Raw genomic sequence first — 14,306 nt, 5'->3', positions numbered from 1 at the left:
AGAATTCCTTTCAGCGGTTCCACTCTACGGTTTCATCCGTTGCCAATGGAATTGAACCTAGTTTTTTAGATTCGCAAGAAACCTTTTTACGAGGTTTGCAATTTTTTTCGGGTAGCTTTTCGGCATTAGCAGCCAGCTTGCCATTCATGTCTTTGGAGAATTTGATAGCGATGTCTTCACCAAAAATAGAGTATCCATCCTTAACGGTATGGAGCGAACCGTTGAATTCCACATCAGCAGCCAAATTGGTTTTTGCCCCGTAAATAGCGTGAACCTTGAGGATGTGTGGTGGCTTGGGCAGTGGCTTTGCTTTTTCCTGTGTAAGCACAGGTTTAGGCGGAGGTGCCGATGTGAATCCGTGTTGCACCAAAAACTCCTCTGTCAGCTTGGCGCGGTGGAGTTCTGACATATCACCAACTGTCAAAGGCTTACTGGCATCCCAGTGTTGCAGCTTTTTTTCTTCAGTCGCAGGTGCGGCAACAGCAGGTGCGCCGCGCACAGACAGACCGCCTTGATCCATATTCGCCTGAGCCTGTGCCACATTGGAAAATAGGCCCAGCGTGCAAATCACAGAAGATACGGTGAAAATTTTGAAGTTATTTTTCATAAACGAATCCACGGACTGAAATAGACATACCCTGATTGGCAGAAATAACCAGCGACTCTGGAACAAAGTTTTTAGGCAATAGTGTCAAACCGTCCTGAATCATGGATAGCGTGTAGGACAATTCAAGGCGCGTTCTACTAACCACGACTTCAGGCCGTACACCGTCCATTGGCATTACAGGCCAAGTCATGGTTTCGGCAATTTGTGCCATAGCGCCAGCATTTTCTAAAGTATTTAGCGCGGGCTTGATAGCCAAATGAACAGGAATACCTTTTTGTGGCAGCATGTCCAGTGTTAGCTTCATGGCATCCCCCTGATTTGGGGTATGGACTACAGCTGTTTTGTCAGAAACTGATTCTTCAGGGACATAGCGGCTATTGCTTCGTATTTGCAGTAAATCAGTAAGCAAGCCCCCGTGCCGCTCCCAAGTCTCATTGCACTGAGAGATATTGCAATCCATATTTTTGAGCGACCAACCCTTATAGAAATAGGGTTCCTGCTTGAGCTTATCGATGAACTTGTTTATCGAATCCACCGACCAGCCAACCCGTTCCATTTCCTGCCCTAAAGTTTGCAGATAAATGGGCGTTTTATCGAGTTCTGCTTGCCTGCGTGCGGCCTCGGCCTCTTTTTCTGGAATAACCACCAACACATGGTATGCTGCATACAGGCTAAGGCCAAGCACACCCACAGCGACTGCCAGGTACTTTGCTGGATTGGTTGGAACTGAGCTGCACAGGGTATGTTTGTCTGCATACTCGACCAGATCAGGCCAATCGAGCGTAATAGCATCTTCATACTCATCCAGATCACAAAACACGCGGTATTTCGATTGACGGGTACGATGCTCTGTAACCAACTCTGTGGCCCGAACCCGGTTTTCGATGCCATCATGCACTACACGTCCGCCTTCGATAATGACAACGGCGCGTGTTTCGCCTTGCTTATCGGTGGGCGGCATGGCAACCAAAATAGCATAAATCGAAGAACGATCCACGTCAGAGGATTGCTGTATAGCATTGATAAACACCAACGCAAGTGAGTGAACTTTGCTTCGCTTTTCTTCCTTTGTTAAGTTGGCAGTAATGCTGATGTTTTTTGTGTAGAGGCCAAGGTATTTTGCTTCCTCAAACAGATCGATAGCAAAAAGATCGGCGGAAATAGTTTTTGCTGTTTTGCGGATTTCCGAATTATTCTGGGACTTTTTCATTCCCCCCAGAACTGACCAGCGTAAACCGCAGGCCAGCGCAACGTTTTTCTCGTAAAAGACAATCGTACTCATAATCTACGATTCCTTCACAAAGGAGTTGCTCGCACCAAAATCAAGAAGTGTTCACGTTGGAATTCGAGTTTGCGTGAGCCACCTAGCACAACAGGAATATCTTGGCCTAAGCGAGAATCATCGCGTTTAGCAATAGTGCGTGACAGGCCCGTGATAACGGCAGTTTGACCCGGTGCAAGAGAGATGGTTGAAGATGCGTTGACGGCTTCAATTTTTGGGGTTTGAACTTTTTGCAAAGTATCGCCGCTACCAGTGGTCACATCAAACATACCAATCAAATCGGAGAGATTGATAGAGTATTTGAGGATGATGTTGTTATCCTGCTGGACGTAAGGTAGCACGGCAAATTGATCGCCTGTAGTCACCGTATCAGTTTTCAGTCCTGGAGCGCCAGCGGCCCCCGAGGAACTGGACATACCGGGCGTAGTTTCTTTCAAATAGCCATCAGTGGAGACGCGAGATTTTGTATCCCACATGCCATTGAGGGTAGTGATGGAGATTGGGCGGTGTTGGGATGTTTCGCCGTATTGGCTAAGTAAGGCCAGCATGGCGGAGGTAGTGGTAGTGCCATTACCCCACGTCATGTTGCCGCCCAGCACTCCCACCGTTGCACCAGTGAGTAGGCCCGGAGAGCTAAAATTGACACCGTATTTTTGGTTCAGGGACTGGAAAACGCTTGTCCAATTCACGCCCTTTTCATCGGTATCTTTCGTTTTCACCGAATACAAATCGAAGGTCACATTGACCATCGTGCGAAGTGCCTTGTTTTCTTTACGCAGAAATTCACGCACAGAAGCCTGTGCTTCTTTGGATGTCACAACCACCATGCGACCTGAGCCATCGGCCCATGTGACGCTGCTACCTGGAACTTTGGAGATGAGTTCCTGAACGGTCTTGAGCAGGCTTTGGCGCACATCCATGCTGCCCTGCTGGGAGACAGAGGTGTTGTTTTGGCTGTCCATGCCCGCATCGCTACTGCCACTCTTGCCCGTACCACTGCCACCAGAGGACATGGAGAAATTTTGGACACCGGGGAAAGCCGCCACCTCATAGGTTTCCGACACCAATCGCATGATGACAACCGCGCCGTCTTTGTATTCCCACGACAGCGACAAGGTGTTGGTTAGGTGATCGAGAAAATCGCGCAGGCGACCATTCCACTTCATATTAACCGCATCCACAGTGATTTCTGCTTCGGCGGAAACGGCGCTGGTTGGCAGTCCAGCATTCAAATCAGCAGCGGCAGTACCATTGAGCAGCTTGGGCAGGGGTGCGCCAGGTTGCAGAATAGGTGTAGGAAGGGCGGCTGGCCGTGGCCTTGCACCGGCGGAGGAGCCTTGGGATGCGCGACCAGCGCCATTTTGGGTACTTTCGTCCATTCGCACGCGCACCGGGATGTTGGTCAGGCGGGTCAATCGGGCAGCGACTACCGGCAGAGAAACTTGGCTGGTTCCAAAATCGAGAACAAAGATTTCATTGAAAATCGCAGGCAGCTTGTCTTCCATTTTCGACACACTTTGAATACCGCCAATCCAAGGTGACGAGGCGTAGCGGACTAATTGTGTGCGCTGCAAATCAGCGCCACGGGCTGCAACATGGCCTGTTGCGCCGTAGGTAGATGGCTGAGAATGTAGTGATGCTGCAATAGCGCCATCAGGCAAGGTTTGATTTTGGGTAGTAATTCGCTGATCCAAATTTGCGGCACAACCAGTTGTCAATGCAACGACAGCACAGCCAAGCACAGATACTTTTATTTTCTTTTGCATTAAAATTACTCCTTAACCGACTGATCGCCCAAGCGGGTGATGCGAATGACTGGGGGGGTATTAGCGTAAAAAACAGCTTCAAGGGGATAATCGCTATCGCGGATAGCTGGAGAGTTCAAAACCCGATTGATAGCATCAGGCAAGGTGCCTGTAAATTGGTCTGCCGCAGAAATCAGGATGTGCTTGTCAGCATCCCAAATTAAGCGGTAGCCACCTTCTCTGGCCCAGCGTTCGAGGGTTGTTTCGAGGCGGATGTCGCTGGTGAGGATGGCCCAGTTACGAGCGGGAGGGCCGCCATATTGCGGTTGACCCACGGAACCGGGATACCCCATCTGCTGGGGTGCTTGATAAACATAGGGTTGCTGCTGTTGGGCGGGTGGATAGTAAGCTGCTGGTTGCTGGGAATTGGGTGGGTAGTAAGGCGCTGGTTGCTGGTAGTTCTGCTGTGGCGGTGCTTGGTAGCTGAGGTATGGCGCAGGCTGAATGTCAGCCGCAGGGCGCAGGTAAAAATTGCGTGCGTTCCAGTCCAAGCGTGCGGTCAAGCGCTCTTGAGCGAGCCATCGATCCAAGGCAGCCAGCCACGGCTCGCCCGATTGAATTCGTACTGCACTGGCGCGGCGAGTATCCAAGCCCTTCTGTGCAAATCCATTCCATGCAGGCGGAAAAATCATCCGTGCTGAGGTTAATAAATCAGCGCGCATTTCTACTTGTGTCGGCGCAACTTCTCCACCACTCACAGGGCCAACGTGTTCAATTCGTTGTGCGTGCGCTTGAGCGACGGCAAAGACCAAGACTGCGGCCCCCACTAAGGGTTTCAGCATATTTTTTTCTCCGGGGTTTCAAGGGATTTTTTCTGCAATTTGCTCATCTGCTGCAATACGTCTGCGAGATAAGGTTGGTTGCGTGATGGGGTTTTTGAGTGATAACGGGCAATTGCATCCCGCCACGAACCCGTAGCATTGAATTGCTCAACAAGTATCTGTTCAGCAACCCGAATGTTAGTGACCGGATCAAATGCAGCTTCTATATTAGGAAAGCGATGCCCATGCCAACGCCAATTCACCTGCATTACCGATGTATCAAAATTTGTATATCCTGCCTTGATAAGTTGCTTGGCAGCATCAATCGCCTGTTGGCGACTTTCGAGGTAGTATCCTTTTCCAGCCCAGTTGATTGACCAAGGCCAGAACCTTTCTTTTCTTCCTGTTTCTTTAAGCGCAATTGCAGTCAGTATTTTTGGTGCAACTTGAGTGCCTGCCACTTGCATCAGTGTTGGCAGCGGTGCGGCAAACCAAATGCCACGGCCCTCAGCCATTGCATCAATCGTGTGGTTATCAATCGTGCCACTACTCCAAACTGCCTGCCCAGAACGCAACAGCATTACTACCGATTCTTGGGCGGCTTTTTGTGTGGAAAATTCTTGCTGGACAAGGCTACCGTTTTCGCATGAATAGACTGTCAAAGATTCAGCGCTGCACATCCCGGAAAACAGGACTAGCGTAATGACTGATAGGGTTTGGATCCTTGCGTGCATGGAGACATTAAAAAATAATCCATGCGTTTTTTTTTATCGAATGAACTGGGTTATTTGCAATCTTTCAAGACAGAACTTGGAGGCGACTACTTCAGGCGAAAAAAGACCGGCCAAATTTGGCCGGTCTTGGGGCTTGGGCAATTGGGAGGAGGGCATGGCATGGCCGCTGCGGCATCAAGCGCCTCCTTGTACTTGGCGTGGGCGACTCGCTTTTTTCTAACCGGCCAAATTTGGCCGGTCGTAGCCGAGCCAGAATCAGCGCATGAACATCGGCACAAACTCAGCGCTGGATGGTTGGACGCTTGCGATTCTCTGTGCCTGCATCGGCTCATAGTCCGCTGGGTTGAAGGGTGGTGGGGCTGCTATGCCCCCGAACGTGGCGGGTGATGGTTGGTATTGAACAGGAGCAACCGCCATTTGGGGCTGCACGGGGTAGTGCTGCTGGGGAGCAACCGCCATTTGGGGCTGCACCGGATAGTGCTGCTGCCGGGGAGCAACCGCCTGATTATTCATCACCTGTTGTATTCCACCAGCGTGCTGCTGCACAGCTTGATACGCAGTGGGGGACGCTGGATGCCTGAGCTGGGGAGCGGCAGCAGCCTGATAGGTTGCCCCCGCCGCTGCAATCGTGGGTTGCACCGGATACTGCTGCTGCATAAGCGGCTGATGAATGCTGGGAGCAATGGTAGGCCGCTGCTGGATTTGCTGCTGCGCCACAGGAATGGAGGCTGTACGGCACAGAGCGTCAGCGCGTTCAGTGCCCAGCGTGTTGCGCCACACTAGCGCCGCCTGAAGCTGTCCGTTTGGGCCTAGCGTGCATTGCACACTGGATTGAGCGTGCGCCGCACCAGTACCTGCGATGGCTACAGCTGAAATGGCAACTGCTTTGGAGATAGTTCGGGCAAGCATAAATTTTCCTTTCGACAAGATTCGATGGTTGTTATGGGGTTGAGCTTTGCCGCCCAGCTTTGCGGGCCAGAGCTGCCCCTGTTTGTTGCCCCGCTTTCTGCATTCCAGCGGCTGCTTTGTAAGCACCATTGGCAACATTCGACGCACCCTTGACGGCACCTTGCGCTACATTGGCAATCATGTTGCCAGGCGAACTCGACATGGCGGAACCTGCACCTGTACGTCCGGGAAATAGCGCATCAGCAAACGATGGAATGGCTTGGAACACCTTCGATAGCGAGGCTGCAATCATTGCAATCGCTACCAATTTACCAACCGTTCCTGTTTGGCCTGTCATGAAGCCCTGCACCGTATTCAGAATGGCGTTCTGTATCAGCACCATGACGATGACCGCCAATGCCGTGAGCATGGCTGCATTGATCAGAAAATTAATCCACTGGTCAAACCAGCGGCGAGTAGCGGGCATGGGCAGTGTTGCAATAAACAGCGGGCCTACCGCAACGCCAATACCCAATGCAACTGGCCCCGTCAAAAATACTGCAACAATGTCTTTAATTGCAATCAAAATCAAAACACCAGCACCAGCCAAAATCACCAAAGCAATCACGGCTTCTAAAACGATGCTGAAAAATCCCCAAGTGAACTCAAACCTGTCCAATACTGAAATGAATATGTTGATAAAAGACCCCAAGAACGTATTAATAAAGCCCGTAAATGCAGAACCCACTGATGTTCCACTAGCGGCAATCGCTCTTTGCCCAAGATTGACTACATCGCCAACTATCATTGCGTAGTTTGCCAAGAGCATGGCTGTCAATGCAGAAAATATGACAGGCTCCATCATGGCACTGAAGGCTGATTTCTTGGAAATAATCGCAATCAGCAGCGCCCAAAGCAAAGCTATCAAGGCCAAGGCACCAGCAATGCTCATCGCCAATCCATTTAAATTGGATGCTATGGGCATAGCAGCACTGACAAACATATCGATAGCGCTACGCCCCAGAACGCTATCAATAATTTCAGCAATCAGTCGCAGTGACTCAACTTCATTTCCGGTACCTTCACCCGCTCCATTTTGTGGGGGATTTGACCCAAAGGCATCACGAAAAAAATCACCAAAGGAGGCAGCGAAAGCATTTGCAGAAAATAAAAAAGGGATTAAAAATAAAACCCCTTTTTCTATTTTTTTGCGAGAAAAATAACTCATTTATTTATTCCGTTGCACCTCTATTAGAGAATGCGGTAAATTTGCTATGAAATTTTCTCGCTCAATACTATCGAGCGCCTCCGCCTATTTGTGCCCGATCGGCTTCTAATGCGCGATATGACTCAACGAAATAATCAGCCAGAGACTGCTCATGCTGCTCTTCTTTTTTGGCTTCTTCTGCCATTTTCTGAGCTTGGTTTTTATTTTGCGTACTCATCATGTAAAGCATTGCAGAATTCTGGTCGATGACAATACTACTTGCATTAACGCTGGCTTGCAAGGCTTCTGTTGGGCCACTCACGTAAGGCATTTTTTGCAGCAATGCCCGGTTGGCATCAAGAGCGTTTCTAATTTGCATATCAGCATGGGCTGCTGCATCAAATAAAGCAGTAGCCTGTTTATCCCCAGCTTCTTTTCGCCGCCCAATATCAGCAGCAAATTCATTCCAGTTATGGAATCGGCTGGCACCAAATACATTTTGTAAATCATTCAACGCCCGCTGACTTTGCCGTATTGACCCCTGAAGTCGTTGTGACTCCCGGAAGACATCACCAACCAACGCACGAATTTCGGATGTATCTGCTATCGAATCGGCCAATTCAAATAATTTTTGGTTCGTTAATTGAGTTTCAATAAAGATTTTCGCTTGGGTAATCGTTTGCGTTGTTGCTTCAACTGCCGATTTCAAATTTTGCACATGGTTCGTTGGATCGTAAACAATGCGGCCACCGCCACCAAACAATGCGAAAGCGGGTGCAGCTGCTGTGCTAATGGCTGTTGCTGCAACAAGGCACATGATATTTCTGCGTGTAGTTGGCTTCACTTCTTTCTCCTAGAAAGTGCTTGTTGAATGTACCAATCCCGCCAGTCTTGTCCGCCCCGTGCTTGGGCCTCGTCAAACAAGTCCTGAAAAATTGGTTCTGACCGTAGGTGAGCAAGAATATGATCGTCGAAACTTGTTCGCATCGTTCGACAAGTGCCGTTGAAAACACGCAAGTAATCGCGTTTTGGAGTCAATTCACCGATCATGGACACCTGCTCATTGCTCATACCGAACATGGTGCGATAGAGTTCGCGGTGATTTTCCAAGCGAGGGTTGTAGCCAAGGATCAAATTGGGTACGTTATCCGCCAAGGTGGCCCGGATGCGCTCGTTATCCACACCAGAGACTGACTCTGGCGATTGGACTGTCATCCAGACCATCGCGTTGAGCTTACGGAAGGTTTTGAGCCAGCTATCGATGGCATCAAGGAACGCTTCGTTGTTGAGCAAGAAACTGGCTTCTTCCAAGTAAATCAGAGTGGGCCGCCCTGTCAGGCTACGCATGATGGAAGTCAGCATGTGATCCAAGAATGCCCGCGACAGGCGCTCCACGGCCATGATTTCGCGCATCTCAATGCACGTCCAAGAAGACATTTGAAAATCGTCTTCCACGGAATCGAAGTAGCCGTATGGCCCGCCCTTGACCCATTCGGACAGTAGCGTTTGCAGCTTGCGTGGCATCAGCGTCCACACAGTTGAGAGGCACAGCTTTTGTGAGGACTGTGCTACGTTGTCCAAGATGCGATAAATCTCTTGCCGATCTTCCGCCGTGACACTATCGCCAGCTTCAGCAATGCGGCGCAGTAAGAATTCACGCGCCTGCACCTTGCCCAAATCACCCTCGCGCAAATGGGCCATCGGATTAAGGCGGATGGAGTTCGCACGCAAGTCCATGTGGGTGCCGCCTGCCAGCCCGGTGATGATGCGACACGACCTATCTCGGTCAAAGATGACGACCTGTGCATCCTTGTAGCGGGTGAACTGGGCCAAGCAGTAGTTCACGAAAGTAGTTTTACCGCCGCCCGATGGCATCACCATCAGCGTGTGTCCCAGCTGGCCCACGAACGGGTCAAAGTGAACCTCAGTGCCTAGCACGGACTGGAAGGTAGCAAGTGCATGAACAGGCTGCCCATAGACCGTCTTGGAAAGATGCTCGCAGTGCTTAGGGCCAGTATCGGCAGTGATCAATGGCAAGCACTGGGCCACCAGCTCAGAGTTGGCCAACATCAAGCGCTTGTTGGTAGCCCACTGACCTGGCAGCATTGACAAGAACGCCGCTTTCAAGCCCACACGCTCCCGAATCATGGGCACTTGGCTCAGTGTGCGTGATACCTCATCAATGGTCTGTTCAAGCTGTTTGGCATTGTCGGCCAGCAGTATCAGCGTCATGGAGTGGTGTACGAATCCCAAGCCCTCAGAAAGCTGACGACCCATTGCTTCTATGCACTGGGCATAGAGTTCTGCCTTACCCGGATCGACTTCGGGTTGGCTGCTGCCACTGGCATAGGCTGCAAATCGCTGCGCCACTGTGCTTTGGGTCATGCGGTAGTAGCGAGTGGCCTCATCCAGCGTAGCGCGTGTGGTGGTTTCACTCATGCACTTGACGACATGCACCAATCGATACTCCACTTGCAACCCCAAAATACTAGCAAGCGTCATGGGTAGAGGATAATTTCTCAACGAGAGTGCGCCACCGTAAACGGTTCTATCAGGCCCGTAAGAAATAAAGGTATCGCGCCCAAATTTCAAATCAGACAAAGCAGCCGCACTATCAAGAATCGATTGCGGGCGAATTTGGTATTCCGTTTTTTCACGCAAAGAAATGTTCGACATACGAATTAACGCATTGTCCAAATCCCAGCCAGACAAGCGGTGCATGTGAAGCGTGTGGCTACTAGCGACTACTTTTCTAATACCCGCATTAGCTTGACGGATATTTTCATCCAACTGACGTGCATCATGCAGCACCGCATTTTTTCCGCTCTTGGTGGGATTGAGGCTTTGAATGATAGCGATAGGTAAGGACTTACCTTCCTCAGTCATAAGCCGCTGGACTTGATCCATGAACGCGAACACGCCTGTTTCGCCCAAGTAGGCAATAAACAGATGGAAGCTGATGGTGAAAATAGTCCCAGATTCATACCGATATTTTTCCCGCGCTGCAAAAACTTCTTGTAGCGTATTTTTTTCATCACCCTTACTCTGGTCTGCTTGCACCTTCTTCCTTTTGTCAATGACCCACCAAGTATAAAACCTTTCGTCCATTGATTGGAAAGCGGTTTGAATTTCATTTACCGCATTTTCTATTTCATGCGGCTTATCTTCATCAATATCTACACCAGTATATTCAAATCCAGCCAGCAGCGAACCATCTTTGCACAGCACTAAATCAGGTGCTGTATGCACCAGCCAAGGCAAATGCTCAGAAAGTGATTGCCTATCAAATGCAGGCTCTGGATTTCTGGCAGGAATTTTTTTGTTCAAATTGCAACTCCCTTGCCCCAACCTCTAGGGCGTGATTCTGACGGCTCCCCATGCGAAGGCTCTCCCGATTTCAAATCATTCGGAACATACTCATGAATCATGTAAAGATTCACAATTTCTGGATCGATACGGAAAAACCACGATAAGGCTTTGTGGATAATGGCTGCAATAGGAAATACTACCAATCCCCAAGGCAACCCAATCGTCATAGCAATCAGTGCTGCTATTGACCAAATCATTGAAGCTGTTTTCGATCCCACCCCCGCAGTTAAGCGAGGGCGGCGAAAAACTGGATAGTCAGTTGCTGGTGTCACGACATGCTACAGACTGTGATTAAGCGCTACAGCTTGTAGTTAAGCCTGTTTGCCCAACAATATAAACAGCAGCAGTTGCGATAGCGCAGCCAATCATGACGTACATAATTAAATCACCAACAATGGAGGATTTAACGAAAAAGCTATTCACCACAAAAATGAGAACAGCAATAATCGCCGCACCCGTGACGATGGTTTTCATCCATTTAGCGATGTTGCACAAACCCGTGGCCGCCGATCCATCTTGCGCCATTGCATCGGCCCCAAGGAAAAGCATCAAAAAGATTAAAGCCAAGAATTTCATTGCTGGCGAAATTTTCGGAAAAGCCAGCGCAAAACTATTTTGTGAGAAGGTAGTCAATTTTGTATTCTCCATTTTCAACACCATGAACTAAGGCAATTTCTGCCACCCGACGAACGCTCTTATGAACATCACCATCTTTCACATAGCGGCGTTCACAAAAAACGATGAGATTGATACAGCTAGTGATGTATCGTTGTGCAGCGGCTGGAGACATTTGGACTCCAGGCGGAAGGGACATTTGGAATAGCATTTCCAGCGTACTCAACGCCCCTAAAGCGGAAGATGCGTGAAGGGTAGTCACGCTCCCATTGTGTCCAGAAGAAAGCGCACGCAGTAAATCGTAAGTATCATCACCCCGAGTTTCAGAGAGGATGAGTCGGTCAAAACGTGAACGCATTGCGTGCTGGATGAGAACCTTGGCCGTCAACCCAGTTTGCGGCGTGGCTAACATGCACTCTTTGTTATCTACACGCAATGCCATCTCGCGGGCATCTTCAATCAGGCCAATGCGCTCATTTTTAGGCAACCCCATGAGAATGGCATTTGCCAGCGTGGTTTTGCCGCCAGACGTTGGGCCAGCAAAGACGCAATTCTTTTTCTGATTAACAATCAAATCGGTCAGCAGCTCACCTTGCTCGGCGGTCAGCATGTTCCACTGGATAAGCTGATCCAGCGTGGGCCGCATCTCGGGTTCCAAGTGCTTGCGAATAGTGATTGTCGTACCACGCGAATCAACGCCTTTTAGGGCACCAGCAAAGCGCAGGCCACCGACCGAGGTACTGACAACGGCTTGTTCAGTACCTGGTGTCATGTCAACGCCCGCGCCTCCGTTGGCTTTCCCCACGGTAGTCAAAGCAACGCTTCGATCAGCTTCAGAAATGCAGATGTCGGTAAGGGCAATGGCACCTTTGCGCTCAACCCAAACGCAACCATCTGCCGTGACCATGATTTCTGTCACAGCGTCATCCTCTAAGATGGAGGCAATAGGCCGCAGAGAATCACTGATGATTTGGTTGATTGTTTGAATATCTATCATGCGGTCAATGATGGCAATCAATTGACCTTTTATTGAAGCGAAAAACATCGAATTTTTGATAGGTTTCGCATCTTGGAGACAAGTGAAGCTGGCTAAGGTTGATTGGTAGCCAACGGACAATTTGATTTCTGAACTTACTGCCTGATAATAGTACCAACAGGAGTTTTTATGAAACAAGAACGCACCGCATTTTTCTCAGCATCGATGGTAAAGCGCATCCTCGACAAGAAATCATCGGCCTCAAAGACAACTGAAAAAGCCACTCAAAAATTTTCTGCTGAAGATATTGGTTTCGAGAATATTCAAAAAGCCTTCAAGAAAATTTTTCCAGAGGCACGATTTCTGAAAAACGTCATTCTTCCAATGGAAGAAGACAGCCTAGTAAAAACAGCAGAATACGATGTGATGGTTGTTTGTGCAGCAGGCATTCATATCTTTGAAATCAAGGGCCATCCCAAGGGCAAAGTTTGGTACGACAAGGGAGATAACGGCACGCGCCTTTGGAAAATTAACAATGGCAGTGGCATTACTGAAATCCACGACCCTATCTGCCAAGGTCTAGGCAAGCTGAATTACATCCGAAAATCCGTACAGTGTTTTTCCAAGTATTATGTTTACTTCACTGGCGATGAAATTGAGCTAGAGCCAACTATTCCAGCGACGGTTGTGACCACAGACGAGTTGGCCTATGTTTCCCGACTGGCTTACAGCGATGCGAAGTTTCGCAAATCGCTAGTCAAAAAAGAAGAAGTTGATGTGATTGCTGATGCCATCCTTGAGATTTCCAGCCAATACACGATGGCCGAGCATATCTCCAACTGCCGAGAATTTCATGGTCAAAAACAGGATAAGCATGGTGCTACTTGATTGTGGACAGGCAAAAAAAAACCTCCCCCGAAGGGAAGGCTTTGCCGAAGGCAGTTTTGGAATTTAGACCGGCCAAATTTGGCCGGTAGTTCTTACTGGGACTCAGGTGCCACAGCGGCATCCTCAAGATCAGCTTGCTTGAGTAGTAATTGGATTTCCTCGACATCAGTCCCCGTCAGGAAAGCTAGGAGCATTTCTGCACCTATTCCATCCGGGTTACTGCGCTTGATCCAATCAATGCCACGGGACAGCAGCAGATCATTCTTTCGCTCAAAGTCGTCTGCTTGCGTCGGCAATTCTCCTTGAATTTTCTTCTCTTTCTTTTCTTTTTTCTCTTTTAGGTGCTTTTCTGTCACCTTGGCCTTGCCCACGGATTCAGCATTCGCCAGCCCCTCTTTTAGAACTTCAACAGCTTTACTGCCGTGGGTTTTGAGAGTGGCAACAGCAAGGGATGCACTCACCTTACCTTCTTGGACAAAGTTACCGATTTCACGAGGCGCAGCAACTAGCATAAGCAAATTTGCCACATGTTGCTTGGACATGCCAATGCGCCGAGCGACTTCAGATTCATCCATGCCGTAGTGAACCAAGCGCTTGCAAACCAATGCAGTTTCGTAGGGTGTAAGTTGCCGCCCATTGTTAGAAACAACGAGTGCAACCGTTAAATCCTCCATTGACGTACCCTTTGGTTTAATCACCATCGGGATGCCCTGCAACTCAGTGCCTTCGCTCACAGCTAAATCGTAGGCATCTAATCGCGTGTGCCCATCAATAACGTAAACGACATTTTCGCCTTCAACTTCTGCGACAAACCCAGCAATGGGCTTATCGGGAAAGAAGCCGTTGGCTTTCATCGAATCGGCAATAATACGAACTTGCGCCAAGTAGTCGTCGTTCTTGATACGGACATTAAATCCCTCAAGCACTTTGATTTTCTCGCGCTGAACTTTCCAAAGATCAGTACGCTTTGCATCCTTCAGGCCAGCAGTGGTACTACCAGGAAAGAGCATCGTGTCGAAATCTTGGATTTGCATTTCTTGATTTTCCATTTCAATCTCCTTGCCGCATATTGCGGTGTTAAAAAGGAGCCAGCGCAGAGGCTGTCTTCAGAGATGACCCTGAAGACAACCCCCGAAAGGGCTGCTGGTGTATCCCAAATACCGGCCAAATTTGG

Annotated in this window: 14 protein-coding genes; 2 read left to right on the top strand and 12 right to left on the bottom strand. The window is 49.3% G+C overall.

The window, feature by feature from the left end; genetic code table 11:
* Positions 1-10: 10 nt before the first annotated feature.
* From PHX60_RS07150 to PHX60_RS07130, 5 genes are read right to left on the bottom strand one after another with little or no spacing between them, the layout of a single operon-like run.
* Positions 11-607, bottom strand: a complete 597-nt coding sequence (locus tag PHX60_RS07150; RefSeq protein ID WP_300076251.1) for a hypothetical protein — start codon at positions 605-607, stop codon at positions 11-13.
* Positions 597-1,889, bottom strand: coding sequence for a type 4b pilus protein PilO2 (gene pilO2 / locus PHX60_RS07145; protein WP_300076249.1), 1,293 nt, complete (start codon positions 1,887-1,889; stop codon positions 597-599). Before pilO2 ends, PHX60_RS07150 begins: the two co-directional genes overlap by 11 nt.
* 14 nt (positions 1,890-1,903) lie before the next feature.
* On the bottom strand, positions 1,904-3,655 hold the full coding sequence (locus tag PHX60_RS07140) for a hypothetical protein (RefSeq protein ID WP_300076247.1): 1,752 nt from the start codon (positions 3,653-3,655) through the stop codon (positions 1,904-1,906).
* Positions 3,656-3,660: 5 nt separating this feature from the next.
* The gene (locus PHX60_RS07135) at positions 3,661-4,476 is read right to left on the bottom strand and encodes a TcpQ domain-containing protein (protein WP_300076246.1); all 816 of its coding nucleotides are present in this window, start codon (positions 4,474-4,476) and stop codon (positions 3,661-3,663) included.
* Positions 4,470-5,117, bottom strand: coding sequence for a hypothetical protein (locus tag PHX60_RS07130; protein WP_300076245.1), 648 nt, complete (start codon positions 5,115-5,117; stop codon positions 4,470-4,472). Before PHX60_RS07130 ends, PHX60_RS07135 begins: the two co-directional genes overlap by 7 nt.
* 468 nt (positions 5,118-5,585) lie before the next feature.
* Here PHX60_RS07130 and PHX60_RS07125 point away from each other — a divergent pair, with 468 nt between their 5' ends.
* Positions 5,586-5,972, top strand: coding sequence for a hypothetical protein (locus PHX60_RS07125; protein WP_300076244.1), 387 nt, complete (start codon positions 5,586-5,588; stop codon positions 5,970-5,972).
* A 157-nt stretch (positions 5,973-6,129) separates the two neighbouring features.
* Here the strand turns inward: PHX60_RS07125 and PHX60_RS07120 are convergent, their stop codons facing one another.
* The 6 genes from PHX60_RS07120 to PHX60_RS07095 all read right to left on the bottom strand — a co-directional run bounded on the left by PHX60_RS07120 (position 6,130) and on the right by PHX60_RS07095 (position 12,442).
* The gene (locus PHX60_RS07120) at positions 6,130-7,305 is read right to left on the bottom strand and encodes a type IV secretion system protein (protein WP_300076242.1); all 1,176 of its coding nucleotides are present in this window, start codon (positions 7,303-7,305) and stop codon (positions 6,130-6,132) included.
* 67 nt (positions 7,306-7,372) lie between these two features.
* The gene (locus tag PHX60_RS07115) at positions 7,373-8,128 is read right to left on the bottom strand and encodes a hypothetical protein (protein WP_300076240.1); all 756 of its coding nucleotides are present in this window, start codon (positions 8,126-8,128) and stop codon (positions 7,373-7,375) included.
* Positions 8,125-10,611, bottom strand: a complete 2,487-nt coding sequence (locus PHX60_RS07110) for a conjugal transfer protein TraC (RefSeq protein WP_300076238.1) — start codon at positions 10,609-10,611, stop codon at positions 8,125-8,127. The genes PHX60_RS07115 and PHX60_RS07110 overlap by 4 nt, the downstream gene beginning before the upstream one ends.
* On the bottom strand, positions 10,608-10,925 hold the full coding sequence (locus tag PHX60_RS07105) for a hypothetical protein (RefSeq protein ID WP_300076236.1): 318 nt from the start codon (positions 10,923-10,925) through the stop codon (positions 10,608-10,610). Before PHX60_RS07105 ends, PHX60_RS07110 begins: the two co-directional genes overlap by 4 nt.
* 19 nt (positions 10,926-10,944) lie before the next feature.
* Entirely contained in the window at positions 10,945-11,286 is a 342-nt protein-coding gene (locus PHX60_RS07100) for a hypothetical protein (protein ID WP_300076234.1), read from the bottom strand.
* Positions 11,264-12,442: an ATPase, T2SS/T4P/T4SS family gene (locus PHX60_RS07095; RefSeq protein WP_300076232.1), complete on the bottom strand. Its 1,179-nt coding sequence runs from the start codon at positions 12,440-12,442 to the stop codon at positions 11,264-11,266. The genes PHX60_RS07100 and PHX60_RS07095 overlap by 23 nt, the downstream gene beginning before the upstream one ends.
* On the opposite strand from PHX60_RS07095, the gene PHX60_RS07090 reads away from it, so the two are divergent.
* Positions 12,434-13,132 carry a nuclease-related domain-containing protein gene (locus PHX60_RS07090; RefSeq protein ID WP_300076230.1) on the top strand — a complete coding sequence of 233 codons (699 nt, stop codon included), beginning with the start codon at positions 12,434-12,436 and terminating at the stop codon, positions 13,130-13,132. The two genes, PHX60_RS07095 and PHX60_RS07090, sit on opposite strands and share 9 nt — an antisense overlap.
* A 92-nt stretch (positions 13,133-13,224) precedes the next feature.
* Here the strand turns inward: PHX60_RS07090 and PHX60_RS07085 are convergent, their stop codons facing one another.
* Complete coding sequence (locus tag PHX60_RS07085) at positions 13,225-14,181, bottom strand: hypothetical protein (protein ID WP_300076228.1); 957 nt, start codon at positions 14,179-14,181, stop codon at positions 13,225-13,227.
* Positions 14,182-14,306 lie beyond the last annotated feature (125 nt).

Origin of the sequence: Giesbergeria sp., assembly GCF_028686475.1 — a bacterium.
Classification (GTDB): domain Bacteria; phylum Pseudomonadota; class Gammaproteobacteria; order Burkholderiales; family Burkholderiaceae_C; genus Simplicispira.
The sequence above is the reverse complement of the archived record's forward strand: the minus strand, read 5'-3'. Positions and strand labels throughout refer to the sequence as shown.

Bases quoted from the DNA above. Each gene is read 5' to 3' on its own strand.
- PHX60_RS07150 (WP_300076251.1), bottom strand. From the start codon at position 607: ATGAAAAATAACTTCAAAATTTTCACCGTATCTTCTGTGATTTGCACG.
- pilO2 (WP_300076249.1), bottom strand. From the start codon at position 1,889: ATGAGTACGATTGTCTTTTACGAGAAAAACGTTGCGCTGGCCTGCGGT.
- PHX60_RS07140 (WP_300076247.1), bottom strand. From the start codon at position 3,655: ATGCAAAAGAAAATAAAAGTATCTGTGCTTGGCTGTGCTGTCGTTGCA.
- PHX60_RS07135 (WP_300076246.1), bottom strand. From the start codon at position 4,476: ATGCTGAAACCCTTAGTGGGGGCCGCAGTCTTGGTCTTTGCCGTCGCT.
- PHX60_RS07120 (WP_300076242.1), bottom strand. From the start codon at position 7,305: ATGAGTTATTTTTCTCGCAAAAAAATAGAAAAAGGGGTTTTATTTTTA.
- PHX60_RS07090 (WP_300076230.1), top strand. From the start codon at position 12,434: ATGAAACAAGAACGCACCGCATTTTTCTCAGCATCGATGGTAAAGCGC.
- PHX60_RS07085 (WP_300076228.1), bottom strand. From the start codon at position 14,181: ATGGAAAATCAAGAAATGCAAATCCAAGATTTCGACACGATGCTCTTT.